Below are 24,247 nucleotides of genomic sequence, written 5' to 3'. Positions count from 1 at the left end.
GCGTCGTCGTCGGAGTAGAGCGTCTTCCACCAGGTCATTGCGGCTTCCCACTGCGCGCCCTTCGGCGCGTGCGGGCGGCCCTTCACGTACTCGAAGGTGGTCTCGTCGGGCGCGATCAGGCCGGCGCGGGCACCGCCCTCGATGGCCATGTTGCAGACCGTCATGCGGCCTTCCATCGACAGCGACCGGATCGCCTCGCCGCAATACTCGATGACGTAGCCGGTGCCGCCGGCGGTGCCGGTCTTGCCGATGACGCTGAGCGTGATGTCCTTGGCCGTGACGCCGGGCGCGAGCTTGCCGGTGATCTCGACCTTCATGTTCTTGGATTTCTTCTGGATCAGCGTCTGCGTGGCGAGCACGTGCTCGACCTCGGAGGTGCCGATGCCGTGCGCCAGCGCGCCGAACGCGCCGTGGGTGGCGGTGTGGCTGTCGCCGCAGACGACGGTCATGCCCGGCAGCGTCCAGCCCTGCTCGGGGCCGACGATGTGCACGATGCCCTGGCGGACGTCGGAGACCGGGTAGTAGTTGATCCCGAAGTCCTTGGCGTTCTTGTCGAGCGCCTCGACCTGGATGCGGCTTTCCTCGTTGGTGATGCCGTTGACCCGGTCGGCGGTGGTGGGGACGTTGTGGTCGGGTACCGCGATGGTCTTCTCGGGCGCGCGAACCGGGCGGTTCGCCATGCGCAGACCCTCGAAGGCTTGCGGGCTGGTGACCTCGTGGACGAGGTGGCGGTCGATGTAGAGCAGGCTGGTGCCGTCCTCGGCCTCGTGGGCGAGGTGGGCATCCCAGATCTTGTCGTAGAGCGTGCGGCCGGTCATCGGTGATCTCCCGATTGATGCGAAGGTAACGAGGTGGTGACGGAGGACCCCGGTCAGAGTCGGGCGAGGACCGAGACTCTGGCTCCGTGGAACCGTTCGCGCAGACGGGCGCGGTCGCCGATGTGGAAGACCTTCGTCATGGGCCGCTCACTTATCCCCTGAACGCGATTCCATCAAGGCCGCTCCGGCGCGCGGCGCTTGCCGTGCCGGTGGGGCGGGATATTTTGCTGTCGAAGGCGCCGGTGGCGGGGAGCGGAAGCGATCAACAACCAGTTCGAAAGCCTGCTCGGCGGCCTGCGCGACCTGCAGGGCCAGGCGGAGACGTTCCTGGGCTCGCTGCTGCGCCCGTGGAACGCCTACCAGGTGCTGATCGTGCTGGCGCTGCTCGCGGCGGCGCACCTGCTGCGGGCGGTGCTGGCGCCGCGGCTCCACGACTGGATGCGCACGCGGAGCGGCTGGCCGAAATGGCGGCTGCGGGTGCTGGTGGTGATCCACCGGCGGCTGCGGATGATCTTCTTCGTGGCGCTGATCTGGCTCACCTACATGGTGATGCGCGAGGCGACGTGGCCCTCGCGCTCCTACATCCTCGGCATCGTCGCCAACCTCGCGCTAGCGTGGCTGATCGTGGCGCTGACGACGCGGCTGATCGGCAACCCGGTGCTGCGCGCGGTGGTGCGCTACGGGGCGTGGATCTGGATCACCCTGCGCATCGTCGGACTGAACGACGAGACCGGCGAGGTGCTCGAGGCGACGGCGATCGACTTCGGCGAGACGCGGCTGTCGCTGCTGACCCTGCTGCACGCGGTACTCATCATCGGCGCGCTGCTCATCGCGGCGCGCTTCATCACGGTGCAGGCCTCGGCGCGGATCCAGAGCAACGAGGACATCAGCCCCTCGATGCAGGTGCTGGTGGTGAAGGTCGCGCAGGTGCTTTTCTACGGCGCCGCCTTCTTCGTCGGGCTCAACGCCGTCGGGGTCGATCTCACCGGGCTCGCGGTGCTCTCGGGGGCGATCGGCGTCGGGCTCGGCTTCGGTCTGCAGAAGGTCGTCTCCAACCTCGTCTCGGGCGTCATCATCCTGCTCGACAAGTCGATCAAGCCCGGCGACGTGATCTCCACGGGCGACACGTTCGGCTGGATCAACGCGCTCGGCGCGCGCTACGTCTCGATCACCACGCGCGACGGCAAGGAATACCTGATCCCCAACGAGGACCTCATCACCGGGCAGGTGGTGAACTGGTCGCATTCCAACGACTTCGTCCGGCTCGACATCCACTTCGGCACCTCCTACGCCGACAACCCCCACGAGGTCCGCCGCATCGCCATCGCCGCCGCCGAGAGCGTCGACCGGGTGCTCACCGACCGCCCGACCGTGTGCCATATCACCGGCTTCGGCGACTCGTCGGTCGACTACATCCTGCGCTTCTGGATCCGCGATCCGACGGGCGGGCTCACCAACATCCGCGGCAACGTCTACCTCGCCCTCTGGGACGCCTTCCGCGAGCACGGGATCTCGATCCCGTTCCCGCAGCGCGAGGTGAAGGTGCTCGAGGGCTCCCGGCTCGCGACGACGGCGCCCGGCGGCGCGGCGACGGCGGAGTGATGCCGGTGGGCGCGGTTTCATTGAAATGCAGCATGTCAGGTGTTACATTTGAGCTACGCCCGGCGCCGGGGCCCCTCAGGCGCGCAACCTGGAGGACGACACTCTGTCTCTCACCTCATTGGCGGCGTCGCCCGCTTCTGAAGGCGCCCGCATGACGGCGCACCCCCACGCGACGAGCGACTCGATCCTCGCCGCGATCCTCACCTCCCTCGACGACGACAAGGCCGAAGAGATCACGCAGATCGACCTGCGCGGCCGTTCCGAGATGGGCGACTGGATGATCATCGCCTCCGGCCGCTCGACTCGTCAGGTCGTCTCGATCGCCGAGAAGCTGACCGACCGGCTCAAGACCGAGCTGGGCGTGCAGTCCAAGGTCGAGGGCAAGGAAGCGGGCGACTGGGTCCTGATCGACACGGGCGACGTGATCGTCCACGTGTTCCGGCCGGAAGTCCGCGAGTTCTACCAGCTGGAGAAGATGTGGGCGCCCGCCAGCGCGTCCGAGTCCGCCAGCCGCTGAACGTATGCGGATCGCCATCTGCGCGGTGGGCCGGCTGCGGGCCGGTCCCGAGCGCACCCTCATCGACGACTACCTGACACGGTTCGACCGGACCGGCCGGGCGCTGGGCCTCGGGCCGGCGCGGGTGCTCGAGGTCGAGGACAGGAAGGGCGGCGGCCGCGAGGCCGAGGCCGCCCTGCTGGACAAGGCCGCGCCCGCCGGCGCGGTGCGCATCGCGCTCGACGAACACGGCCGCACCCTCACCTCCCCCGACTTCGCCGCCCGCCTCGGCGCGTGGCGCGACGAGGGGCGGGGCGAGGCGGCGTTCCTGATCGGGGGCGCCGACGGGCTCGGCGGCGGGCTCGCCGAGGGCGCCGATTTGCGGCTGTCGCTGGGCCAGATGGTCTGGCCGCACATGCTCGCGCGGCTGATGCTGGCCGAACAGCTCTACCGCGCCGCGACGATCCTCGCCGGATCGCCCTACCACCGCGTCTGACTAGTCGCCGCTTCCGCGCCGCTCGTAGCGGCGCCGGTCGGCCGGGAACACGCCCATCAGGCGGATGCGGTCGGTGAAGTAGTCCAGCTCTTCCAGCGCCAGCTGCAGCGAGCGGTCGTCGGGATGGCCCTCGACCTCGGCGTAGAACTGGGTGGCGGAGAAGTTGCCGTCGACCATGTAGCTCTCGAGCTTGGTCATGTTGACGCCGTTCGTCGCGAAGCCGCCCATCGCCTTGTAGAGCGCGGCCGGGATGTTGCGGACGCGGAAGATGAAGCTGGTGATCATCGGCCCGTGGCCGCGCCGGTTGAAGTCGGGCTCGCGCGACATGATCAGGAAGCGCGTGGTGTTGCGGTCGTGGTCCTCGACGTGGCGCGCCAGCACGTTGAGCCCGTAGATCTGCGCCGCGAGCTCGGAGGCCAGCGCCCCCTCGGACGGATCGCCCAGCTCGGCGACGTCCTGCGCGGCGCGGGCGTTGTCGGTCCAGCTCAGCGTGTCGAGCCCGTGCTCGCGGATGAAGCCCCGGCACTGGCCGAGCAGGATCGACATCGAGCGCACCCGGCGCAGGTCGGACAGCTGCGCGCCCGGCACGCCGAGCACGCTGATATGGACCCGCAGGAAGTGCTCGTCGACGATGTGCAGCCCGCTCTCGGGCAGCAGGTGGTGGACGTCGGCGACGCGGCCGTAGGTGGAATTCTCGATGGCGATCATGCCGAGTTCGGCGTCGCCCTTGCGCACGGACTCGATGGCCTGCTCGAAGGTCGGGCAGGGCAGCGGCTCGAGGTCGGGATGGGCTTCGAGGCAGGCCTGGTGGCCGTAGGCGCCGAGCTGCCCCTGGAAGGCGATCTTTCCGGTCATTCCGCTGACCTCCCCCCGGGGCCGTGAAAATGGGCATTTCGTCGCGGTCCTACATCTTGCGTTGCCGCGCTTGAAGCGGATACATGGGCGCGAATTTCAGTTCGGGGCGAAGCGCGACATGTTCGACACAATGACGATGACCAAGGTCGTAGGTGCATTCTGCGGCACGCTGCTGGTCCTCCTTCTCGGCGGCTGGGTTGCGGAGATCATCTATCATCCGGGCGGCGGTCACGGCGACGAACATGCGCAGGCCTACTCCATCGAGGTGCCCGAGACCGGCGCCGCCGGCGCAGCCGCGGCCGAGGAAACCGGCCCTCCGTTCGAGGAGATCTACGCCGTCGCCGACGCCGCCGCGGGCGAGGAGCTGTGGCGCAACTGCCGCGCGTGTCACGCGCTCGAGCCGGGCGTGAACGGCACCGGCCCGACGCTGCACGGCGTCGTCGGCCGCGAGGTCGCCGCGGTGGAGGGCTTCAACTATTCCGGTGCCCTGCGCGACGTGGTCGAGGTCTGGACCCCGGAGGAGTTGGACGGCTTCCTCGCCGATCCGCGCGGCTACGCGCCGGGCACCGCGATGACCTACGGCGGCATGCGCCGCGCCGAAGACCGCGCCGACCTGATCGCCTACCTGGCGACCTTCGAGGGCTGAGCCCGGCCAACGCGCTTGCGACCGTTGCGAACAGAGCCGTCCCCCGGGGCGGCTCTTTCTCTTCGTGCCGGCGGATCACGGCGCGCTGACGAAATCTCGCCTTGCTTGTGAGACTTGGCCCCCTTTAGCTTCGCTGGAGGAATTGGCCCCGCCAGAGGGCCGCACACGACAGGAGTGGTGCCCATGCCCCGCCAGCCCGAGGCCGTCGCCTCGCCCCGCAACCCGGCCCGGCCCGCAGGCCGCTCCGGCCTCGTTCTCGCCGCCGGTCTCGCGCTCTGGTCCGTGGAAGGCCGGGCGCAGGAGGCCGAGGGCGACGTCATCGTCACCCATGCCTACTCCAACTTCGGCGAGGTGAAGTACGGCCCCGACATGGAGCACCTCGACTACGTCAATCCCGACGCGCCGAAGGGCGGCGAGATCGCGATCTGGTCGCAGGGGACGTTCGACAGCTTCAACCTCTATGCCTTCCAGGGCGTCGCGGCGGCGCTGGCGACCATCGGCAGCGAGGCGATCCTCGCCGGCACCGCCGACGATCCCTACGGCGCCTACTGCTTCCTCTGCACCACGATGGAATATCCCGAGGACCTGTCGTGGGTGCAGTTCAACCTGCGCGACGACGTCACTTTCCAGGACGGCACGCCGATGATGGCGGAGGACGTGGAGTTCTCCATGAACCTGTTCCTCGAGCAGGGCATCTCCGAGTGGCGGCTGGTGCGCTCCACCTGGCTCGAGTCGATGGAGGTGATCGACGATCACACGATCCGGTTCAACTTCACCGACGCAGCCCCGATGCGCGACCGCGTGACCTTCGCGGGAGGCACGCCGATCTTCTCAGAGGCGTGGTTCGAGGAGACGGGCCAGCGGCTCGACGAGCCCAGCGAGGTGCCGCTGCTGTCGACCGGGCAGTACGTGCTCGACGAGTTCGACTACAACCGGAACGTCATCTACCGTTCCAATCCCGACTACTGGGGCTTCGAGCACCCGCTCAACATCGGCCGCGGCAACTTCGAGACGATCCGCGTCGAATATTTCGCCGACGCCTCCGCCGCCTTCGAGGGCTTCAAGGCAGGCGAGTACACCTTCCGCGCCGAAAACACTTCGCTTCTCTGGGCCACGGGCTACGACTTCCCGGCGCTGGACAAGGGCTGGGTCGTCAAGGAGACGCTGCCCGACGGCACCGTCGGCACCCGGCAGGCGTTCGTCTTCAACCTCGACCGCGAGAAGTGGCAGGACCAGCGGGTGCGGCAGGCCGTCGAGCTGATGTTCAACTTCGAATGGTCGAACCGCACGCTGTTCTACGGCCTCTATCAGCGCCCGGACTCCTTCTGGCCCAACACCGACCTCGCTGCCACCGGCACGCCGACCGAGGGCGAGCTGGCGATCCTCGAGCCGCTCGTCGAGGAGGGGCTGCTCGACGAGAGCATCCTCACCGCCGAGGCGGTGATCCCGCCGGTGCACGATGCCGAGCAGAACGCCCCGAGCCGCAGCCAGCTGCGCGAGGCCAACGCGCTGCTGCAGGAGGCGGGCTGGGAGATCGGCGACAGCGGCTTCTACGAGAAGGACGGCGAGGTGCTGGAGGCGGTGATCCTGCAGTTCTCGCCGCAGTTTGACCGGATCGTGAACCCATTCATCGAGAACCTCAACGCGCTCGGTATCCGCGGCGAGCTCGAGCGGGTCGACGCCTCGACCTACCAGGAGCGGCGGCTGAGCGGCGACTTCGACCTCGCCAACGCCGGCTTCGGCATGACCCTCGAGCCCGGCACCGAGCTCGAGCAGTGGTTCGCTTCGTCGACCGCCGACGAGAGCTCGCGCAACCTGCAGCGGCTGCGCAACGAGGCGGTGGACCGGCTCCTGCCGATCGTGACCGCCTCGGAGACGGTGGACGAGCTGCAGAATTCCGTCCGCGCGCTCGACCGGGTGCTGCGTTCGCTGCACTTCGACGTGCCGCAATGGTACAACGCCGAGCACTGGGTCGCCTACTACGACATGTTCCGCCATCCCGAGGAGCTGCCGCCCTACGCGCGCGGCGAGCTGGACTTCTGGTGGTACGACGCGGAAGCCGCGGAGGAACTGCGCGCGGCCGGCGCATTCCAGTGAGCCGCATGTCGTCGATGTGACGAAACGTGTGACCCTCGCGCCGCCGGCCCTACTTGTGGCCGGCGGGGCAGCCTGTGCTAGCTGCCCGGACAACAGACGACCAAGACCGGAGTGATATGGGCGCCTACATCCTCAGACGATTGCTGCTGGTCATCCCGACGCTGCTCGGGATCATGGTCATCAACTTCGCGCTGATCCAGTTCGTCCCCGGCGGCCCCATCGAGCAGATCATCGCCCGCCTCGAAGGCAGCGGCGATGTGTTCGAGAGCTTCGCGGGCGGCGGTTCGGAGACGATGGACAGCGGTTCGGGCGACTACCTCGGCGCGCGCGGGCTGCCGCAGGCGTTCATCGAGGAGCTCGAGCGCGAGTTCGGCTTCGACAAGCCGCCGCTCGAGCGATTCCTCAACATGATGTGGGACTACATCCGCTTCGACTTCGGCGAGAGCTACTTCCGCAACATCTCCGTCGTCGACCTGGTGCTCGAGAAGATGCCCGTCTCGATCACGCTGGGCCTGTGGTCGACGCTGATCGCCTACCTCATCTCGATCCCGCTCGGCATCCGCAAGGCCGTCCGCGACGGCTCGCCCTTCGACACCTGGACCTCGGGCGCGATCATCATCGGCTACGCGATCCCCGGCTTCCTGTTCGCCATCCTGCTGATCGTGCTGTTCGCGGGGGGCAGCTACTTCCGCCTGTTCCCGCTGCGCGGGCTGACCAGCGACGACTGGGAGAGCCTGAGCCTTGTCGGCAAGGTGCTCGACTACTTCTGGCACATCACGCTGCCGGTGCTCGCCTCGACCATTTCGGCCTTCGCGACGCTGACGCTGCTGACGAAGAACTCGTTCCTCGACGAGATCAAGAAGCAGTACGTGATGACGGCCAAGGCCAAGGGCCTGCCGGAGCGCCGGGTGCTCTACGGCCACGTCTTCCGCAACGCGATGCTGATCGTCATCTCGGGCTTTCCGGCGCTGTTCATCGGCGTGTTCTTCGGCGGCTCGCTGATCATCGAGACGCTGTTCAGCCTCGATGGCCTCGGCCGGCTCGGCTACGAGGCGGCGGTGGCGCGGGATTACCCGGTCGTGTTCGGCACGCTGTTCACCTTCTCGCTGATCGGCCTCGTCGTCGGGATCCTGACCGACCTGACCTACGTGCTGATCGACCCCCGCATCGACTTCGAGAGCCGAGGCTGAGGATGGCGCAGGACAACAACACCCCCGAGCCTGCGGAGCGGCAGACCGGCACCTCGCAGCAGGAACCGATGCCCGGCATGGGCGCCGCCCCGGCCGTCGACGGCGGCCGCCGTCGCTTCCTGTCGCCGCTCAACCAGCGCCGCTGGCGCAACTTCCGCCGCAACGGCCGCGCCTTCTGGTCGCTGTGGATCTTCGGGATCCTGTTCGGGCTGAGCCTGTTCGCGGAGTTCATCGCCAACGACAAGCCGATCCTCGTCAACTATCGCGGCGATCTGCGCGTGCCCGTTTTCGCCTTCTACTCCGAGCAGGATTACGGCGGCGACTTCCGCACCGAGGCGGCCTATTCCGACATCGAGGTCCGCTGCCTGATCGAGACGGGCGGGCTGGCCGACCTGTGCTTCGACGACCCGGTCGACACGCTCGAGGCCGCCGACGCGGGCGCGCTCGACGACAACCCCGACTACCGGAGCGGCTGGATGATCTGGCCGCCGATCCCCTACAGCTACGACAGCATCGTCGACGTCCCCGGCGTCGCCCCCTCGCCGCCGAGCCCCGACAACTGGCTCGGCACCGACGACACCAAGCGCGACGTGGTCGCCCGGGTGATCTACGGCTTCCGGCTGTCGGTGCTGTTCGCCATCATCGTCACCGTCGCCTCGTCGCTGATCGGCATCGTCGCCGGCGCGATCCAGGGCTACTTCGGCGGCTGGACCGACCTCGTCTTCCAGCGCTTCATCGAGATCTGGACCGGCACGCCGAGCCTCTACGTCATCATCATCGTCTTCGCGATCCTGGGGCGAAGTTTCTGGCTGCTGGTGTTCCTGACGGTGCTGTTCGGCTGGCCGGCGCTGGTGGGCGTGGTGCGGGCCGAATTCCTGCGGGCGCGCAACTTCGAGTACGTCCGCGCCGCCCGGGCGCTCGGAGTGACGGACCGGACGATCATGTTCCGCCATGTCCTGCCCAACGCGATGGTCGCCACCGTCACCATGCTGCCGTTCCTCATCACCGGCGCCATCGGCACCCTCGCCAGCCTCGACTTCCTCGGCTTCGGCCTGCCCTCGTCGGCGCCGTCGCTGGGCGAGCTGACGCTGCAGGCCAAGCAGAACCTGCAGGCGCCGTGGCTCGGCTTCACCGCGTTCTTCACCTTCGCGATCATGCTGTCGCTGCTGGTCTTCATCTTCGAGGGCGTGCGCGACGCCTTCGATCCGCGCAAGACCTTCACCGGCGCCCCGCCGGGCGAGAACGCCGCCGCGACCGCCGAGACCCCCGCCAGCGCCGGAACGCCGGAGACCCGATGACCACCGACAAGATCCTCTCCGTCCGCGGGCTCGACGTCCGCTTCAACCAGGACGGCGCCGAGACCCGCGCCGTGCGCGGCGTCAGCTTCGACGTCGGCCGCGGCGAGACCGTGGCGCTGGTGGGCGAATCGGGCTCGGGCAAGTCCGTCACCGCGCTCTCGACGGTGCAGCTGCTGGGCGACAGCGCCCGCGTCTCCGGCTCGATCCTCTACGAGGGGCAGGAGATGGTCGGCGCCCCCGAGGCGCGGCTGCGCAAGGTGCGCGGCAACGACATCAGCTTCATCTTTCAGGAGCCGATGACCTCGCTCAACCCGCTCCACACCCTCGACAAGCAGCTCGCCGAGTCGATCGAGCTGCACCAGGGCCTGCGCGGGCCGGCGGTCGAGAAACGGATCATCGAGCTGCTCACCCAGGTCGGCATCCGCGACCCGGAGACCCGGCTCAAGGCCTACCCGCACCAGCTCTCGGGCGGGCAGCGCCAGCGGGTGATGATCGCCATCGCGCTCGCCAACAACCCCGACCTGCTGATCGCCGACGAGCCGACCACCGCGCTCGACGTGACGATCCAGGCGCAGATCCTCGAGCTGCTCTCGGAGCTGAAGCGCAAGCAGGGGCTGAGCCTGCTCTTCATCACCCACGACCTCGCCATCGTGCGCCAGATCGCCGACCGGGTTTGCGTGATGAAGGACGGCGAGATCGTCGAGCACGGCCCTGTCGCCGAGATCTTCGAGCGCCCGAGCCACCCGTACACGCAGATGCTGCTGAGCGCGGAGAGCACCGGCACGCCCGCGCCGGTCCCCGGCGATGCCGAGGTGATTGCCGAAACCGAGAACCTGCGCATCTGGTTCCCGATCCAGCGCGGCCTGCTGCGCCGCACCGTCGGCCACATCAAGGCCGTCAACGACGCCTCCCTCACCGTCCGCGCGGGCGAGACGGTGGGGATCGTCGGCGAATCGGGGAGCGGCAAGACCACGCTGGCGCTCGCGATCATGAAGCTGATCCGCTCGGAGGGGCGCATCGTCTTCCTCGGCCGCCAGATTGGCAACCTGTCGCAGGGCCAGGTGCGGCCGCTGAGGGGCGACATGCAGATCGTCTTCCAGGACCCGTACGGCTCGCTCTCGCCGCGCATGACCGTGGCGGAGATCATCGCCGAAGGGCTCGGCGTCCACGGAATCGACAAGGGGGCCGACAAGCGCCTGCTGGTGGCCGAAATCATGGGCGAGGTGGGCCTCGATCCGGCGCTGATGGACCGCTACCCGCACGAGTTCTCCGGCGGCCAGCGCCAGCGCATCGCCATCGCGCGCGCGATGATCCTGCGGCCCAAGCTGCTGGTGCTCGACGAGCCGACGAGCGCGCTCGACATGACGGTGCAGGTGCAGATCGTGAAGCTCCTGCGCGAGCTGCAGCAGAAGTACCGGCTCGCCTACATCTTCATCAGCCACGACCTGAAGGTCGTGCGCGCGCTGAGCCACAAGGTGATGGTGATGAAGCAGGGCGACGTGGTCGAGGCGGGGCCGGTCGACGCGATCTTCGACGCGCCGAAGTCCGACTATACCCGCGCGCTGATGGCGGCGGCCTTCCTCAAGGCCGACGCCTGATCCGGGTCAGCTGCCCGCCGGCTGGATCATGAAGCACTGGGTGCCGCGCGCCTGGAGGCGGCGGCAGGCCAGTTCGGCGTTCTCGCGGCTGAGGCCCATGAAGTTGGCGTCGAAGCCGCGCGGGTTGCGCACCACGCGGCGCAGGCCGCCGTCGAGCGTCGCCATCTCGTTGAGCGCGATCCGCACCAGCACCCGCTCGGCCTGGTAGTTCGAGTTGTAGCGCCCGACGTTGATGCCCCAGTGCCGCCCGGAATTGGTCGACATCCGCGTCACCACCTCCTGCTCTTCGGCAACTTCCGCGGCCGCGAGGACGATCTCCTCCGGACGCATCGGCGGCCCCTCGGCGGCGGCGGCGGCCTCGAGCGCCGCCGCGACGGCGGGGGAGGGGGCCTCGACGGCCTCGGCCACGGCGGCCGCGATCAGCGTCGCGTCCACCGGCGGCGGTGCGGCGATGGGGCGGACCTGCGGGCGCATGCTCTCCTGCACCGCCCCGCTGACCCGGATCGTGCGCGACCCGCCCCCGATCGGCAGCCCCTGGTTGCCGAGGTAGGGCGGGCGCTGCAGCGCCGCGACCGCCACCTGCGAGGGCGCGCGCGAGAAGCCGAGGTCCATCAGCTCCATCACCCGCTGGTTGCGCACCGCGCTGGAGGGGGCGCCGAAGACGGTGACGATGATCCGCTCCGAGCCGCGCTGGGCGGAGGCGACGAGGTTGGAGCCGGCGGCGTTGGTGTAGCCGGTCTTGATGCCGTCGGCGCCGGCGTAGGCGTCGAGGAAGCGGCGGTTGGTGTTGGAGACCTCGCGCAGGCCGGCGTCGGTCGTGCGGCGCGAGAAGAGGTTATAGTATTGCGGCCAGTCGTAGATCATGTGCCGCCCGAGGATGGTCATGTCGGCGGCGGTCGACATGTGCCCGTTGGCGGTGAGGCCGTGGGCGTTGATGAAGTTGGTGCTGTTCATCCCCATCGCGCGGGCGGTCCGGTTCATCCGCGCGGCGAAGGCCTCCTGAGAGCCGGAGATGGCGAAGGCGATGGCGGTGGCGGCGTCGTTGGCCGATTTCACTGCCGCGGCGCGGATGAGGTAGCGGAAGCGGATCTGCTGGCCCGTCACCAGCCCCAGCTCGGACGGCGGCTCGGCGGCGGCCTGGCGCGGGATGGTGACGACCGTGTCGAGGCTGATCTCGCCGCGCTCCACCGCCTCGAAGGCGATGTAGAGCGTCATCATCTTGGTTAGCGAGGCCGGGTGCAGCCGCGTCGTCGCGTTCTCGGCGTGAAACACCTGCCCGGTGCGCGCATCCATGACCATCGCGGCATAGGGAGCGGCCCGGCTCGCCAGCGGAGCGAGGGCCGCCAGCATCATCACGACAAAGAGAATCAGCCCCGTTCGGGCGGGGTGCCCATGTCTGCTCGTCATTGCCTGTCTCAATCTGCCTCTGGCGCTCCATCTGACGCGGAGTCGCCTTGTTGATTTGCATCGAGCGTAGCACGAGCCGGTGGTTCGCAGAAGACCTTTGTTACAACGGCTTGCGACCCTCTTTTGACATAGCTGCCGAAGATCTAGCGGCTTGTCGCGCGCGCCGCCCCACATGTTCCAATGTGTCGAAACGAAGGCAAAGAAGGCGGAAATGTGGCGGGCGCTACGGCAGCGTGTCCAGCAGCCCGGCCAGCGCGCCCAGGTGGGCGATCTCGCGGAAGCGCGGGTGCCCCTCCGGCCGCTCCGCGTGCTCGATCGGCCAGACCGTCCCCTGCGGCACATGCACGCCCCAGCCGCCGGCCTCGAGCGCGGGGATTACGTCGGAGCGCAGCGAGTTGCCGACCATCATCGAGTGCGCCCGCCCGTGGCGGCCGAAGATGCGCCCGTAGACCTGCGGCGTCTTCTCCGACACGATCTCCACCGCGTCGAACAGCTCGCCCAGCCCCGACTGCGCCAGCTTGCGCTCCTGGTCGAGCAGGTCGCCCTTGGTGACGAGCACGATCTCCGCCTGCCCGGCCAGCGCCTCCACGGCGGCGCGGGCGTGGGGGAGCAGCTCGATCGGGTGCTCGAGCATCTCCTTGCCGGCGTCGAGGATGTCGGAGATCACGCGCGCCGGCACCGCGCCCTCCGTCGCCTCGATGGCCGTCTCGATCATCGACAGGGTGAAGCCCTTGATGCCGTAGCCGTAGCGCCCGAGGTTGCGCCGCTCGGCGGCGAGCAGGCGGTCGTCCAGCCCGGTCCGCGCGGCATCGTCGACGTGGTCGGCGAGCAGGGCGGCGAAGCGCTCCTGGGTCAGGCGGAAGAAGCGCTCGTTGTGCCAGAGCGTGTCGTCGGCATCGAAGCCGATCATCCAGTCGTGGCTGCGTCGCATCGCCGTCCCCCGTCGCCCGCTCTTTTCATGAGGGCCGCAGCGCTTATATTACGTGGCCGAAGCAGCGCAACGACCCGGGAGCCGAGGCTGTATGCTGGCGGACCACAACATGATGGCGGACAACGACGACGACGGCGGTACCGACGCCGGCGTCAAGGTCGAGACGCGCCCGAAGACGAAGCGCCCGCCGCTCTACAAGGTGTTGATCCTAAACGACGATTACACGCCGATGGAGTTCGTCGTGCATGTGCTCGAGCGGTTCTTCGGGCTGTCCCACGCGCAGGCGTTCGATCTGATGCTGACGGTTCACAAGAAGGGCCTCGCGGTGGTCGGAGTGTTTTCCTTCGAAATTGCCGAGACGAAGGTCGCGCAGGTGATGGATTTCGCGCAGCGCCACCAGCACCCGCTGCAATGCACCATGGAAAAGGAGTAGGCGGGCCCGCCCGCGCTCATGTCCGACACCCGACTGGAGACCGCGCTCGACGGCGTGCTGACGCTGCCTGACGGCGACGTCGAGGTCTACCGTCCGCCGGCCGACTACGAGCTGCCGCTGCCGCCGGAGCGCGCGCGCATCGTCCACGGCTTCAAGCCGGACGTCGACGCCTGGCGGGCGCGCGGCTACGAGGTGGTGCAGCGGCCGCGGGGGGCCGCGGCTGCGCTCGTCGTGGTGCCGCGGGCGAAGGCGCTCGCGCGCGACCTGGTGGCGCGGGCGGCGGCGCACGCGGCGCTGGTGCTCGTCGACGGGCAGCGCCACGACGGGATCGACAGCCTCTACAAGGCCTGCCGCAAGGCGCTCGGCGACCTCCCGGTGGTGACGCGCGCCCATGGGCGGCTGTTCTGGTTTGACGCCGACGCGGGCGACCTCACGGGCTGGGCCGCGCCCGGCCCGGTGCGGAGCGAGGCCGGCTACTGGACCGCCGCCGGCGTGTTCTCCGACGGCGCCGTGGACCGTGGCTCGCGCCTGCTGGCCGAGGCGCTGCCGCCCAAGCTGGGCGCGCGCGTCTGCGACCTCGGCGCCGGCTGGGGCTACCTCTCGGCGCAGGCGCTCACGCGCGACGGTGTCACGGCGATCGACCTCGTCGAGGCGGAGGCGCTGTCGCTCGAATGCGCGCGGCGCAATGTGGACGACGAGCGCGCCAGCTTCCTGTGGGAAGACGCGACCCGGTGGTCCCCTTCCGAGAGCTACGACACTGTCCTGTGCAACCCGCCGTTTCATACGTCACGTGCCGCCGATCCGGGGATCGGGCGCGCCTTCATCGCCGCGGCGGCACGGATCCTGCGGCCGCGCGGGGCGCTCTGGATGGTCGCGAACCGTCACCTGCCCTACGAGGCCACCCTGCGCGAGCACTTCGGCGACGTGGCGGAAATCGGCGGTGACGGTGGTTTCAAGCTGTTTCATGCCACTCGCCCCGTGCGGTGAGATGGTCTAGAGAGCGCCGAACCGAAGGAGGCCAGCCATGTCCTTTTCCATCGCCGGCAAGACCGCCATCGTCACCGGAGCCGCCAACGGCTGCGGGCTCGCCATCGGGCGGCACTTCCTGCGCGAGGGCGCCAACGTCGTGTTCGCCGACATGGACGAGGCGGCGCTCGAGCGGGAGATGGGCGAGCGCGCCGCCGAGGAGGAGGCCGCGCGGATCTTCGCGGGCGACCTGCGCGAGCGGCTGACGATCGCCAACCTGCTGTCGCTCACGGTCGACGCGTTCGAGCGGGTCGACATCCTCGTCAACGCCTCGCGCCAGATGATCCCGGGCGATCCGCTCGACCCGGAGAACGACCAGGTCGAGACGCTGCTGCAGCAGAACCTGCTGACCTCGCTGCGGCTCAGCCAGGCGACGGCGAAGCGGATGATCAAGCAGGCCGACGACGACGGCGACCATTCCATCGGCTCGATCATCAACCTCAGCTCCATCGCCGCCCGGCGCACGCACCCGGAGCTGCTCGCCTACTCCGTCTCCAGCGCCGCGCTCGACCAGATGACCCGCAGCCTCGCCGTCGCCCTCGCGCCGCGGCGCATCCGCGTCAACGCGGTGGCGTTCGGATCGGTGATGTCGGCGAGCCTGAAGGGGGCGCTGAAGGACAACAGCGACTACCGGTCGGAAATCCTCGACAACACCCCGCTCAACCGGATCGCGGCGCCGTCGGAAGTCTCGGACGCGGTGCAGTACCTGGCGTCGGATTCCTCGTCGTTCGTCACGGGGCAGATCATCACGGTCGACGGCGGCCGGACCCTGATCGATCCGGTCACCGCCGCGCCGGCGCACTAGGGGTAACGTGCGAGGCACACCTGCTCGGCCTGCCGCGCCCGGTCCTGCTCCCGGGCGATGCGGCTCTCGAGCTGGCGCAGCTTGACACGCTCGGCATCGAGGTCGATCGCCTGCGCGCGCTCGCGGTCGACCACTTCCGTCTGGCGGCAGAAGGTGCGGACCGTCTCGCCCTCGGCGTTCGTCACCTCGCAGAACCGCCGGCTTTCGCGCAGCTCCTGGTATTCCTCGACCGCGTAGCCACGCTGGAGGTTGCCGCGCGCCTCGTTGGCGAGGGCGGTGAGGGTGCGCAACTCGCTGTTGGCGCTGCTCACGCAGCGCTGCAGCGGCGTGGCGCAGGCGGCGAGCGCGAGGGGGAGCAGCAGGAGGAGCTTGGGCAGGTGGGTCATGACGTCTCGCCCTGTGGTCGGGGGCCGGTTGAGGTGCTAACGCAGCGCCGGACGGAACAGGGAGAGCCCCCGCATGAACGGCGCGATGCAGAGTGAGAAGGCGCGAGCGGCCGCGTGGTTCCGCACCCTGCGCGACGAGATCGTCGCCGCCTTCGAAGCGTTGGAGCAGAGTCACACCGACGGCCCCCTGTCCGAGCGCGCCGCCGGCCGCTTCGAGCTGCGCGAGACGGTGCGGCGCGCCGATGACGGCAGCGAGGCCGGCGGCGGGCTGATGAGCGTGCTGCGCGAGGGGCGGGTGTTCGAGAAGGTCGGCGTAAACGTCTCCACCGTGCACGGCACCCTCGGCGCGGCGGCGCAGGGGGCGATGGCGGCGCGCGGGGTGCCGGGGATCGAAGACGATCCGAGCTTCTGGGCCAGCGGCATCAGCCTCGTGGCGCACATGCAGAACCCGCATGCGCCCGCCGTGCACATGAACACCCGGATGTTCTGGACCCCCGGCGCCTGGTGGTTCGGCGGCGGCGCGGACCTCAACCCGGCGCTGCCGGTGGAGGCCGATACCGAGCACTTCCATGCCGAGCTCGAGCGACACGTCGCGCCCCACGGCGAAGGGCTCTACCCCGAGCTCAAGGCCTGGGCGGACGAGTATTTCTTCATCCCCCACCGGGGCCGGGCGCGCGGCGTCGGCGGCATCTTCATGGACGACCGCAACAGCGGCGACTGGGAGGCGGACTTCGCGCTGGTGCAGGATATCGGGCGGGCGTTCCTGCCGGCGTTCCTGCCGCTGGCGGAGCGGCGGCGGGCCACGCCCTTTACCGACGCCGACCGCGAGGCGCAGCTGATCCACCGCGGGCTCTATGCGGAGTACAATCTCGTCTACGACCGGGGCACCAAATTCGGCCTCGCCACCGGGCACGACCCGGACGCCGTGCTGATGAGCCTGCCGCCGCTGGCGAAGTGGGCCTGAGCGCAACCGGCGCCAGACGAGGAGGAACAGGCGGACCATGGCAGCCACCGAGCTGAGTCGCCGCCAACCTAGCCGCCAGGCCTGAACAAACCGTTAGCCGCGCACCGCCTCGATCAGCCGGTGCACATTGTCGGGGTCGGCGTCGGGGGTGATGCCGTGGCCGAGGTTGAAGACGTGCGGTCCGCGCGAGAAGGCCTCGACGATGGCGCGCGTCTCCTCCACCAGCGCCGCGCCGCCGGTGACCATGTGGGTCGGCGCGAGGTTGCCCTGCACGCAGCCGCCGGGCTGGACATGCTCGGCGGCCCAGCGGGCCGACACCCCGTTGTCGATGGCCATGCACTCCGCGCCGATGCGCTCGTGCAGCCCCACGTAGCGGCTGTCGGCGCCGCGCGGGAAGGCGATGACCGGCAGTCCCGGATGGCGCGCCTTGAGCGCGGCGACGATGCGGGCGGCGGGGGCGACGGCGTAGGTCTCGAAGTCGTCGCCCTCGAGCGAGCCGGCCCAGCTGTCGAACAGCTTCACGCACTCCGCCCCGGCCTCGACCTGCGCCGAGAGGTACTCGATCGTCGCCAGCGTGATGCGCTCCATCAGCGCGTCGAACGTGGCGCGGTCGGTGCTTTTCAGCGCGTGCGCCGGGCCCTGGTCGGGGGTGCCGCGCCCGGCGATCATGTAGGTCGCGACGGTCCAGGGCGCGCCGGCGAAGCCGATCAGCGCGACCTCGCGCGGCAGCGACTCGGTCAGCCGCCGCACCGTCTCGTAGACCGGCGCGAGGCGGTCGTGGATGTCGTCGGGGCCGCGCAGGCGGGCGAGGTCGTCCGGCCCCGTGACCGTCGACAGCCGCGGCCCCTCGCCGGTGACGAACCAGAGGTCGAGCCCCAGCGCCTGCGGCACGAGCAGGATATCGGCGAACAGGATCGCGGCATCGAAGCCGAAGCGGCGGATCGGCTGCAGCGTCACCTCGGCGGCGAGCTCGGGGTTGTAGCACAGGGACAGGAAATCGCCGGCCTGCGCGCGGGTGGCGCGGTACTCGGGCAGGTAGCGCCCGGCCTGGCGCATCAGCCAGATCGGCGGGGTCGGCAGCGTCTCTCCGGCGAGCGCCCTGAGCAGCAACTTGTTCGGCATGGTGGGCTCCCCGTTGATCCGGCAGGGTGGTCCCACTCCGGCCGCGGCCTGTCAACCGGAGCTGGCCCGGCGCGGCGGAGCGTCAAGCATTGGCTTGCCCGGCCCGCCCGACTAGAACCGCCGCCATGACAGATACGCCCACTCCAGACCGCCCGCTCAAGATCGGCACCCGCGGCTCGCCGCTGGCCCTCGCGCAGGCGCACGAGACCCGCGACAGGCTGGCCGCCGCGCACGGCCTGCCCGGGGAAGCCTTCGAGGTCGTCGTGATCCGCACCACCGGCGACCGCGTCGTCGATCGGCCGCTCAAGGAGATCGGCGGCAAGGGGCTGTTTACGAAGGAGATCGAGGAGGCGATGCTGTCGGGCGCGATCGACATCGCGGTGCACTCGATGAAGGACATGCCGGTCGCGCAGCCCGAGGGGCTGGTGCTCGACTGCTATTTGCCGCGCGAAGACCCGCGCGATGCGTTCGTCTCGCTGCTCCATGCCGGGATCAAGGCGCTGCCCGACGGCGCGACGGTCGGGACGTCGTCGCTGCGGCGCAAGGCGCAGCTGCTGCACCGGCGGCCCGACCTGCACGTCGTCGAGTTCCGCGGCAACGTGCAGACCCGGCTGAGGAAGCTCGAGAGCGGCGTCGCGGTGGCGACCTTCCTCGCCGTCGCCGGGCTCAACCGGCTCGGGGCCGACGACGTGCCGCAGGCGCCCATCGCGCCCGAGGACATGCTCCCGGCCGTGGCGCAGGGCGCCATCGGCATCGAGCGGCGGGCGTCGGACGAGGGGCTGGGCGAGATGCTCGCCGCGATCCATGACCGCGCCACCGGCGAGCGGCTGGCGGCGGAGCGGGCGTTCCTCGCGGCGCTCGACGGCTCCTGCGAGACGCCCATCGCGGGACTGGCCGAGCTGATCGGCGACGGCCGGCTGCGGCTGCGCGGCGAGATCCTCGCCCATGACGGCAGCCGCTGCCTCGCCGACGAGGCCGAGGCCCAGATCGCCGACGGTGCGGCGCTCGGCACCGACATGGCGCGGCGGCTGCTGGCTCAGGCGGGGCCGGGGTTCTTCGACAGCTGAGGCCGGTCGAGCAGGATCAGCGCGAAGGCCGCCGCCAGCATCGCCACGCCGGCCAGCACCGCGGCCAGCCCGTAGCCCGCCACCCACGTCGCCACCGCGAACAGCGCCGCGCAGAGCGTGTCGGACGCGACCTTCTGGACCGCGAGCAGCGCGCCGCCGGCGCCGGCGCGGGTGCCCATGAGGTCCTGCACGTAGGCGATCGGCAGCGACAGCACGATGCCGCCGCCCACCGCCGCCGGGATCGTCAGCAGCCAGACCCACGGCGTCGGCAGCAGCGCCGGGAAGGCGAACAGGAAGCCGGCGTAGCAGGCCGCGCCGAGCAGGATCGCCTGCAGCCGGCCCATCCGCGCGAGCAGCAGGCCCATCGAGAGCATCACCGGCACCTCGAGGCCCGCGATCAGCCCGGCGAAGATCGCCACGTCGCCGATGTCGCGGCCGGGCGCGGCGTCGAAGGCGAGGCCGAGGATCACCATGTACATGAACACGCCCGAGCCGATCGCCCCCGTCAGCGCCACCCGCACCAGCACCGCCGGCCGGCCCATCTCCGCCAGCGACGCGCTCAGCGACAGGCCCGAGCGGGTCTCCGCCGCGAGTGCACCCGCGCGCGGCCAGTGGGCCGTCAGCAGCCGCACCAGCACCAACCCGAGCGCGGCGAGGACGGCGTAGATCGTCAGCAGCCCCGCGCCGGCGTCGAAGGCGACCGACCAGAGCGGCAGGACCACGATGAAGGGCAGCGCGAAGAGCGCGCGGACCGCCGCCATGATGCCGTCGCGGTCGGCCGCCGCGAAGCGCTGCGAGGCGAGGCGGGCGAGGGCGAAGATCTGGCCGAAGACGCTGCTCGCGAGGGGCAGCACGAGCGCGTGCGCGAGCACGAAGCTGACCTTGCCGGGCAGGGCCAGCACCAGCAGCGCGCCGAAGATGCCGAGCCCCGCCGACCAGGCCGCGATGGCGCGCCGCTGCGCCGTCTGGTCGGTGAGGATGCCGATGCCGACCGACCCGGCGACGGCGACCGCCGACGCGACGGCGAGGACGAGGGCGTAGGCGCTGTCGGAGAGGCCGAACAGGCGGATCGCGATCAGGCTCTGGTAGGGCGTCATCGTCGCGGCGAGGCAGCCCACCAGCATCACCGCCGCCGCGGCCATGCGCAGCGCGGGATCGCGCCAGATCAGGATCAACGGTTTGAACATGGTCACTCGCCTCCGCCCCGCCGCCGGCCTGCACCCATCGGCGGCCGGAGGCAAGGCTGCACCACCCGCTAGCGCGGGATCGTCTTGCCCCTGTTGAGGATGTCGTTCGGGTCGAGCGCCGCCTTGATCGCCCGCAGCGCGTCGAGCGCGACCGGGTTCTTGTGCCGCGCCATCGCGCCGAGCTTGGACAGGCCGATGCCGTGCTCGGCGCTGAAGGTGCCGCCGAGGCCGACGGCGGTGTCGTCGATCGCCTCGCGGATCGCGCGCATCAGCGCCGGGTCGTCGCGGCCGGGATAGACGGTGTAGTGGATGTTGCCGTCGCCGAGATGGGCGACGACGAAATCGTCGGCGTCCGGGTCGAGCGCGGCGAGGCGGGCGCGGATGCCGTCGAGGAACGCCTGCACCGCGTGCAGCGGCACCGCGATGTCGGTGTCGACGAAGGGGCGGCGGTGGAAGGTGATCTCGGCTGCCGACTCGCGCCGCGCCCACATCTCGCGCCGCTGAGCCTCGGTCTGGGCGACGACGGCGTCGGCGACGAGCCCTTCCTCGAAGGCGGCGGCGAGGGTCTCCTCGAGCAGCGCGGCGAGCGGCACGGTGCCGTCGGGGCCGGGCGTGGCGTCGCGGGCGGCGGTGGCGCCGAGCTCGACGAGGATGTTAGTCTCGTGCGCCGCGTCGAACGGCGGGCGCGCCCCCGCGATCACCTCCAGGTGGCGCGCGATGTAGTTCGCCGGCATGTACTCGAACGCTTCCACCGCGCCGCCCGAGGCGTCCTGCAGCCGGTTGAGCAGCGTCAGCGCGGTGTCGAGGTCGCGCACGGCGACCATCGCGGTGGCGTAGGCGCGGGGCTGCGGCGCGAGCTTGAGGACGGCGCCGGTGATGACGCCGAGCATCCCCTCGGCGCCGATCATCAGCTGGCCGAGCGCGGGGCCGGTATTGTCCTTGTGCAGCGCCGTCATCAGGTCGAGCACCCGGCCGTCGGCGAGCACCGCCTCGATCCCGAGGACGAGCTGGCGGGTGTTGCCGTAGCGCAGGACGTTGGAGCCGCCGGCGTTGGTCGACAGGATGCCGCCGATCCGCGCCGAGCCGCGCGCGCCGAAGGTCATCGGGAAGATCAGCCCCTCCGCCTCGGCGGCATCGTGCAGCTCCGACAGGATCACCCCGGCCTCGACCACGGCGACCCGCTCGCTCGCGCGCACCTCGCGAATCGCGCGCATCCGGTCGAGCGAGACGACGACGGCGTCGCGCGCGAAGGCGCCGCCGTTGAGCCCGGTGTTGCCCGAGACCGGCACCACCGGCACCTCCGCCGCGTTCGCCGCCGCCAGCACCTGCGACACCTCCGCCGTCGAGGCGGGGCGCACCACCGCCGCGGGCAGGCCCTCGTAGTTGCCCGTCCAGTCGCGCGCCCAGGGTGCCGCGGCGTCGCCCGTCAGCACGTTGGCGGGGCCGACGATGGCGGCGAATTGTTCGATCATGTGCGTCTCCTCCCGCGCCTTCTTCGCGCATCGCGCGGGGGACGAAAAGAGGCTCGATTTGCCGTTGACACGCCCGCGGACGTTCTCTAGTGCGACCCGGGTGTGGCGTGGTAGCTCAGCTGGTTAGAGCACAGCACTCATAATGCTGGGGTCGGCGGTTCAAGTCCGCCCCACGCTACCAAAATCCCCTTGAGACACTGGCGACCAGCGGCCCGGCGGGGCCGTCGGCGCGTGGCGTCGGCACGTCGCTGCCGACACCGAAAATCGTCGTTAACCGGTCAACGAGTTGCCGCAATCTGCCGCGCATCTTCACCCAGTCTCTACGAGTGGGTGTCACATGGGTTCCAAGGTCTCCGTCGTCCTGCGCATCGCGCCCTGGCTGGTCGGCGTCGTTGCGCTGGGGGTGGTCGCGGTCGGGGCCTGGCTGCAGGCCGAGGCGAACGATGCGCGCGCCGAGATGGCGGAGCTCTACCTCGCCGGGCCGCCCGCCGCGGTGCCGGTGAGCGCGTTCCATCCCTCGAACGATCTCGGGCCGCTGTCGGAGGTGGTGCTGACGGCGCAGCTCGACGTGGCAGGCGCGCGGCTGCTGGAGCCGGACGACGAGGCCGGTGCGCCGGCGCTGATGGTGCCGCTCTACGGCGAGGAGGCGACGCTGTCCGACCTCAACGCGCCGTTCGGCATCGCGCTGTTCACCGGGCCGGGCTTCAGCGCGGAACGGTTCACCGCCGAGCGGTTCGAGGCGCTGGCGCGGGCGCGGGGCCCGATCGGGCCGGTGGTCACGCTCAACGGCCGCTACGGCGCGGTGGGCGCGTGGGCCGAAACGCTGGCGGGCGCCGAGGTGCCGGCGGCGATGCTGCGCCGGGTGGTCTACCCGTTCGTCGAGGGCCGCCGCGCCGCCTACCTGCCGGCGTCGGGCGAGAGCACGATCTTCGGCCTCTGCGCCAGGATCGCGGGCGGCCTCGGGTTCCTCGCCCTGGCGCTCGCGGCGCTGGCGGCGCAGAGCGGCGCGCGCGCGCAGGCCGCGGCGCGGCCGCCGCTGGCCGAGGCGGAAGTGCCGGTGCCCGAGGCGCAGGTGCGGCGCTCGCCGGTGCGCGGCGCGCTGATCGCCTTCTTCGCGCTCGTCGTCGCCGCCGGGGCCGGGATGCACCTGCTGCCGATGCTCACGCCGGGCATCGCCGCGTGGGACATCCGCGCGCTCGACACCGTCCGCGCCGGGCTCGGCACCCTCGCCACCTGGGGCGAAACCCGCCTCACCGAAGCGCTGGCGGGCGATCTCGCCGCGCTCGCGGTGCTTGGCTGCGCCGCGCTCTCGGTGCTGCTGGTGACGATGCGCCTCGCCGGGCTGCGCCGGCGCGACGACGACGAGGCGACGTCCTAGAAGGTCACCTCGACGCCCGGCAGGTTCAGCGCCTTCATCAGGTCGCGCAGCTCCTGGCGGGCGGCGATGTTGGAGATGTTGAGGTTCTTGACGCCGATGTCGCGCAGGTCGAGCAGGGTCAGGCCGCGCGGGAACAGCTCGCGGAAGATCACCCGCTCGTTGAAGCCCGGCGCGACGCGGAAACCGATCCGCCGCGCCAGCTTGTCGAGCGCCTTCTCCATCTTCTGCTTGTTCACCATCTGCTGCGCGCCGAGCCGGTTGCGCACCACGACCCAGTCGATCGGCTCCAGCCCCGCCTGCGCCCGCAGCTGGCGCGCGTTCCAGACCATCTCGGAATAGACCGACGGCCCGGTGATGTTCTGCCCCTCGCTGTCGACATGGGCGAGCAGGTCGAAATCGACGAAGCTGTCGTTGAGCGGCGTGATCAGGGTGTCGGCGAGGGAGTGCGCCACCTGGCTCAGACGGGTGTGCGAGCCGGGGCAGTCGATCAGGATGAAGTCGGCGTCGGGCTCGAGCTCGGCGACGGCCATGGACAGGCGGTGATCGTTGACGTTCTCGCCGGGGCCGAGGCTCGACTGGTCGATCTCGGGCAGCTCGTGGTGCTTCGGGCTCGGCAGGTCGAGCCCCTCCTTCTCGAGGTAGGCGGCGCGGTTGGCCATGTAGCGGCCGAGCGTCTTCTGGCGCAGGTCGAGGTCCATCGTGGCGACCTTGACGCCCAGCCGCGCGAGCGCGGTGGCGACATGCATCGACACGGTCGACTTCCCGGCGCCGCCCTTCTCGTTGCCCACGACGATGATATGTGACACGGCCCGGCCCCCAGCTTCTTGTTGGCGCACACTGTATTTAGCCAAGCAGAGGCGGAAAAGCGCAGTCGGGCAAAAAACCGCCGTGTCGGCCCTTTCGTCACAGCCCCGCCGGAACGCAAGACGCCGCCCCGGTGGGGGCGGCGTCGGATCGTGCGTCGGAGGATAGG

At 70.2% G+C, this 24,247-nt stretch carries 23 protein-coding genes and 1 tRNA gene; 15 read left to right on the top strand and 9 right to left on the bottom strand.

The genetic code is table 11. The features are described from left to right. On the bottom strand, window positions 1–818 hold an 818-nt coding region (locus tag OG2516_RS20730), incomplete at its 3' end, for an aconitase family protein (RefSeq protein ID WP_007255435.1). A gap of 261 nt (window positions 819–1,079) precedes the next feature. On the opposite strand from OG2516_RS20730, the gene OG2516_RS09450 reads away from it, so the two are divergent. From OG2516_RS09450 to rlmH, 3 genes are all read left to right on the top strand, one after another. Beyond that, entirely contained in the window at window positions 1,080–2,420 is a 1,341-nt protein-coding gene (locus tag OG2516_RS09450; RefSeq protein WP_040615737.1) for a mechanosensitive ion channel family protein, read from the top strand. Window positions 2,421–2,571: 151 nt separating this feature from the next. Continuing rightward, window positions 2,572–2,937 (top strand): ribosome silencing factor, encoded by a 366-nt coding sequence (rsfS, locus tag OG2516_RS09445; protein ID WP_007255433.1) that lies wholly within the window; start codon window positions 2,572–2,574, stop codon window positions 2,935–2,937. Window positions 2,938–2,941: 4 nt separating this feature from the next. Further along, entirely contained in the window at window positions 2,942–3,412 is a 471-nt protein-coding gene (gene rlmH, locus OG2516_RS09440; protein ID WP_007255432.1) for a 23S rRNA (pseudouridine(1915)-N(3))-methyltransferase RlmH, read from the top strand. Here the strand turns inward: rlmH and OG2516_RS09435 are convergent, their stop codons facing one another. Continuing rightward, entirely contained in the window at window positions 3,413–4,267 is an 855-nt protein-coding gene (locus tag OG2516_RS09435; RefSeq protein ID WP_007255431.1) for a prephenate dehydratase, read from the bottom strand. It abuts the gene before it with no gap. Window positions 4,268–4,385: 118 nt separating this feature from the next. On the opposite strand from OG2516_RS09435, the gene OG2516_RS09430 reads away from it, so the two are divergent. The 5 genes from OG2516_RS09430 (at window position 4,386) to OG2516_RS09410 (ending at window position 11,096) form a co-directional block, all read left to right on the top strand. Further along, entirely contained in the window at window positions 4,386–4,913 is a 528-nt protein-coding gene (locus OG2516_RS09430) for a c-type cytochrome (RefSeq protein WP_007255430.1), read from the top strand. 183 nt (window positions 4,914–5,096) lie between these two features. Continuing rightward, on the top strand, window positions 5,097–7,010 hold the full coding sequence (locus OG2516_RS09425) for an extracellular solute-binding protein (protein WP_007255429.1): 1,914 nt from the start codon (window positions 5,097–5,099) through the stop codon (window positions 7,008–7,010). A gap of 116 nt (window positions 7,011–7,126) precedes the next feature. Then, window positions 7,127–8,200 (top strand): microcin C ABC transporter permease YejB, encoded by a 1,074-nt coding sequence (locus OG2516_RS09420; protein WP_007255428.1) that lies wholly within the window; start codon window positions 7,127–7,129, stop codon window positions 8,198–8,200. A gap of 2 nt (window positions 8,201–8,202) precedes the next feature. Continuing rightward, window positions 8,203–9,498 (top strand): ABC transporter permease, encoded by a 1,296-nt coding sequence (locus tag OG2516_RS09415; protein WP_007255427.1) that lies wholly within the window; start codon window positions 8,203–8,205, stop codon window positions 9,496–9,498. Beyond that, a complete protein-coding gene (locus OG2516_RS09410) occupies window positions 9,495–11,096 on the top strand; it encodes an ABC transporter ATP-binding protein (protein WP_007255425.1) in 1,602 nt (533 codons plus the stop codon). The genes OG2516_RS09415 and OG2516_RS09410 overlap by 4 nt, the downstream gene beginning before the upstream one ends. A 6-nt stretch (window positions 11,097–11,102) precedes the next feature. Here OG2516_RS09410 and OG2516_RS09405 read toward each other — a convergent pair whose 3' ends face one another. Further along, a complete protein-coding gene (locus tag OG2516_RS09405) occupies window positions 11,103–12,503 on the bottom strand; it encodes a D-alanyl-D-alanine carboxypeptidase family protein (RefSeq protein ID WP_083788500.1) in 1,401 nt (466 codons plus the stop codon). Between the two features lie 223 nt (window positions 12,504–12,726). Further along, complete coding sequence (locus OG2516_RS09400; protein ID WP_007255423.1) at window positions 12,727–13,434, bottom strand: HAD family hydrolase; 708 nt, start codon at window positions 13,432–13,434, stop codon at window positions 12,727–12,729. Window positions 13,435–13,525: 91 nt separating this feature from the next. Between OG2516_RS09400 and clpS the strand changes: the two genes are divergently transcribed. From clpS to OG2516_RS09385, 3 genes are read left to right on the top strand one after another with little or no spacing between them, the layout of a single operon-like run. Continuing rightward, window positions 13,526–13,867, top strand: a complete 342-nt coding sequence (clpS, locus tag OG2516_RS09395) for an ATP-dependent Clp protease adapter ClpS (protein WP_007255422.1) — start codon at window positions 13,526–13,528, stop codon at window positions 13,865–13,867. Window positions 13,868–13,885: 18 nt separating this feature from the next. Continuing rightward, the gene (locus tag OG2516_RS09390) at window positions 13,886–14,854 is read left to right on the top strand and encodes a class I SAM-dependent methyltransferase (protein WP_007255421.1); all 969 of its coding nucleotides are present in this window, start codon (window positions 13,886–13,888) and stop codon (window positions 14,852–14,854) included. Window positions 14,855–14,891: 37 nt separating this feature from the next. Beyond that, on the top strand, window positions 14,892–15,698 hold the full coding sequence (locus OG2516_RS09385) for an SDR family NAD(P)-dependent oxidoreductase (RefSeq protein ID WP_007255420.1): 807 nt from the start codon (window positions 14,892–14,894) through the stop codon (window positions 15,696–15,698). Here the strand turns inward: OG2516_RS09385 and OG2516_RS09380 are convergent. Continuing rightward, on the bottom strand, window positions 15,695–16,084 hold the full coding sequence (locus OG2516_RS09380; protein WP_007255419.1) for a hypothetical protein: 390 nt from the start codon (window positions 16,082–16,084) through the stop codon (window positions 15,695–15,697). The genes OG2516_RS09385 and OG2516_RS09380 overlap by 4 nt on opposite strands. A 73-nt stretch (window positions 16,085–16,157) precedes the next feature. Here OG2516_RS09380 and hemF point away from each other — a divergent pair, with 73 nt between their 5' ends. Next, window positions 16,158–17,048, top strand: coding sequence for an oxygen-dependent coproporphyrinogen oxidase (hemF, locus tag OG2516_RS09375; protein WP_007255418.1), 891 nt, complete (start codon window positions 16,158–16,160; stop codon window positions 17,046–17,048). Window positions 17,049–17,141: 93 nt separating this feature from the next. On the opposite strand, the gene hemE is transcribed toward hemF, so the two are convergent. Further along, the gene (hemE, locus tag OG2516_RS09370; protein ID WP_007255417.1) at window positions 17,142–18,170 is read right to left on the bottom strand and encodes a uroporphyrinogen decarboxylase; all 1,029 of its coding nucleotides are present in this window, start codon (window positions 18,168–18,170) and stop codon (window positions 17,142–17,144) included. Window positions 18,171–18,295: 125 nt separating this feature from the next. Between hemE and hemC the strand changes: the two genes are divergently transcribed. Continuing rightward, a complete protein-coding gene (gene hemC / locus OG2516_RS09365; protein ID WP_007255416.1) occupies window positions 18,296–19,237 on the top strand; it encodes a hydroxymethylbilane synthase in 942 nt (313 codons plus the stop codon). On the opposite strand, the gene OG2516_RS09360 is transcribed toward hemC, so the two are convergent. Next, a complete protein-coding gene (locus OG2516_RS09360) occupies window positions 19,207–20,424 on the bottom strand; it encodes an MFS transporter (protein WP_007255415.1) in 1,218 nt (405 codons plus the stop codon). The genes hemC and OG2516_RS09360 overlap by 31 nt on opposite strands. Before the next feature lie 68 nt (window positions 20,425–20,492). Then, a complete protein-coding gene (locus tag OG2516_RS09355; protein ID WP_007255414.1) occupies window positions 20,493–21,896 on the bottom strand; it encodes an FAD-binding oxidoreductase in 1,404 nt (467 codons plus the stop codon). Window positions 21,897–22,000: 104 nt separating this feature from the next. Between OG2516_RS09355 and OG2516_RS09350 the strand changes: the two genes are divergently transcribed. Next, window positions 22,001–22,077: transfer RNA gene (locus OG2516_RS09350), tRNA-Met, on the top strand. 156 nt (window positions 22,078–22,233) lie between these two features. Continuing rightward, entirely contained in the window at window positions 22,234–23,274 is a 1,041-nt protein-coding gene (locus OG2516_RS09345) for a hypothetical protein (protein ID WP_007255413.1), read from the top strand. On the opposite strand, the gene OG2516_RS09340 is transcribed toward OG2516_RS09345, so the two are convergent. Next, window positions 23,271–24,080, bottom strand: coding sequence for a division plane positioning ATPase MipZ (locus OG2516_RS09340; RefSeq protein WP_007255412.1), 810 nt, complete (start codon window positions 24,078–24,080; stop codon window positions 23,271–23,273). The genes OG2516_RS09345 and OG2516_RS09340 overlap by 4 nt on opposite strands. Window positions 24,081–24,247 lie beyond the last annotated feature (167 nt).

The organism is Oceanicola granulosus HTCC2516 (genome assembly GCF_000153305.1).
Classification (GTDB): Bacteria; Pseudomonadota; Alphaproteobacteria; order Rhodobacterales; family Rhodobacteraceae; genus Oceanicola; species Oceanicola granulosus.
The sequence above is the reverse complement of the archived record's forward strand: the minus strand, read 5'-3'. Positions and strand labels throughout refer to the sequence as shown.

Coding starts and splice junctions, on each gene's coding strand:
- rsfS (WP_007255433.1), top strand. CDS start 2,572: ATGACGGCGCACCCCCACGCGACGAGCGACTCGATCCTCGCCGCGATC.
- rlmH (WP_007255432.1), top strand. CDS start 2,942: ATGCGGATCGCCATCTGCGCGGTGGGCCGGCTGCGGGCCGGTCCCGAG.
- OG2516_RS09435 (WP_007255431.1), bottom strand. CDS start 4,267: ATGACCGGAAAGATCGCCTTCCAGGGGCAGCTCGGCGCCTACGGCCAC.
- OG2516_RS09430 (WP_007255430.1), top strand. CDS start 4,386: ATGTTCGACACAATGACGATGACCAAGGTCGTAGGTGCATTCTGCGGC.
- OG2516_RS09425 (WP_007255429.1), top strand. CDS start 5,097: ATGCCCCGCCAGCCCGAGGCCGTCGCCTCGCCCCGCAACCCGGCCCGG.
- OG2516_RS09420 (WP_007255428.1), top strand. CDS start 7,127: ATGGGCGCCTACATCCTCAGACGATTGCTGCTGGTCATCCCGACGCTG.
- OG2516_RS09415 (WP_007255427.1), top strand. CDS start 8,203: ATGGCGCAGGACAACAACACCCCCGAGCCTGCGGAGCGGCAGACCGGC.
- OG2516_RS09410 (WP_007255425.1), top strand. CDS start 9,495: ATGACCACCGACAAGATCCTCTCCGTCCGCGGGCTCGACGTCCGCTTC.
- OG2516_RS09405 (WP_083788500.1), bottom strand. CDS start 12,503: ATGACGAGCAGACATGGGCACCCCGCCCGAACGGGGCTGATTCTCTTT.
- OG2516_RS09400 (WP_007255423.1), bottom strand. CDS start 13,434: ATGCGACGCAGCCACGACTGGATGATCGGCTTCGATGCCGACGACACG.
- clpS (WP_007255422.1), top strand. CDS start 13,526: ATGCTGGCGGACCACAACATGATGGCGGACAACGACGACGACGGCGGT.
- OG2516_RS09390 (WP_007255421.1), top strand. CDS start 13,886: ATGTCCGACACCCGACTGGAGACCGCGCTCGACGGCGTGCTGACGCTG.
- OG2516_RS09385 (WP_007255420.1), top strand. CDS start 14,892: ATGTCCTTTTCCATCGCCGGCAAGACCGCCATCGTCACCGGAGCCGCC.
- OG2516_RS09380 (WP_007255419.1), bottom strand. CDS start 16,084: ATGACCCACCTGCCCAAGCTCCTCCTGCTGCTCCCCCTCGCGCTCGCC.
- hemF (WP_007255418.1), top strand. CDS start 16,158: ATGAACGGCGCGATGCAGAGTGAGAAGGCGCGAGCGGCCGCGTGGTTC.
- hemE (WP_007255417.1), bottom strand. CDS start 18,170: ATGCCGAACAAGTTGCTGCTCAGGGCGCTCGCCGGAGAGACGCTGCCG.
- hemC (WP_007255416.1), top strand. CDS start 18,296: ATGACAGATACGCCCACTCCAGACCGCCCGCTCAAGATCGGCACCCGC.
- OG2516_RS09360 (WP_007255415.1), bottom strand. CDS start 20,424: ATGTTCAAACCGTTGATCCTGATCTGGCGCGATCCCGCGCTGCGCATG.
- OG2516_RS09355 (WP_007255414.1), bottom strand. CDS start 21,896: ATGATCGAACAATTCGCCGCCATCGTCGGCCCCGCCAACGTGCTGACG.
- OG2516_RS09345 (WP_007255413.1), top strand. CDS start 22,234: ATGGGTTCCAAGGTCTCCGTCGTCCTGCGCATCGCGCCCTGGCTGGTC.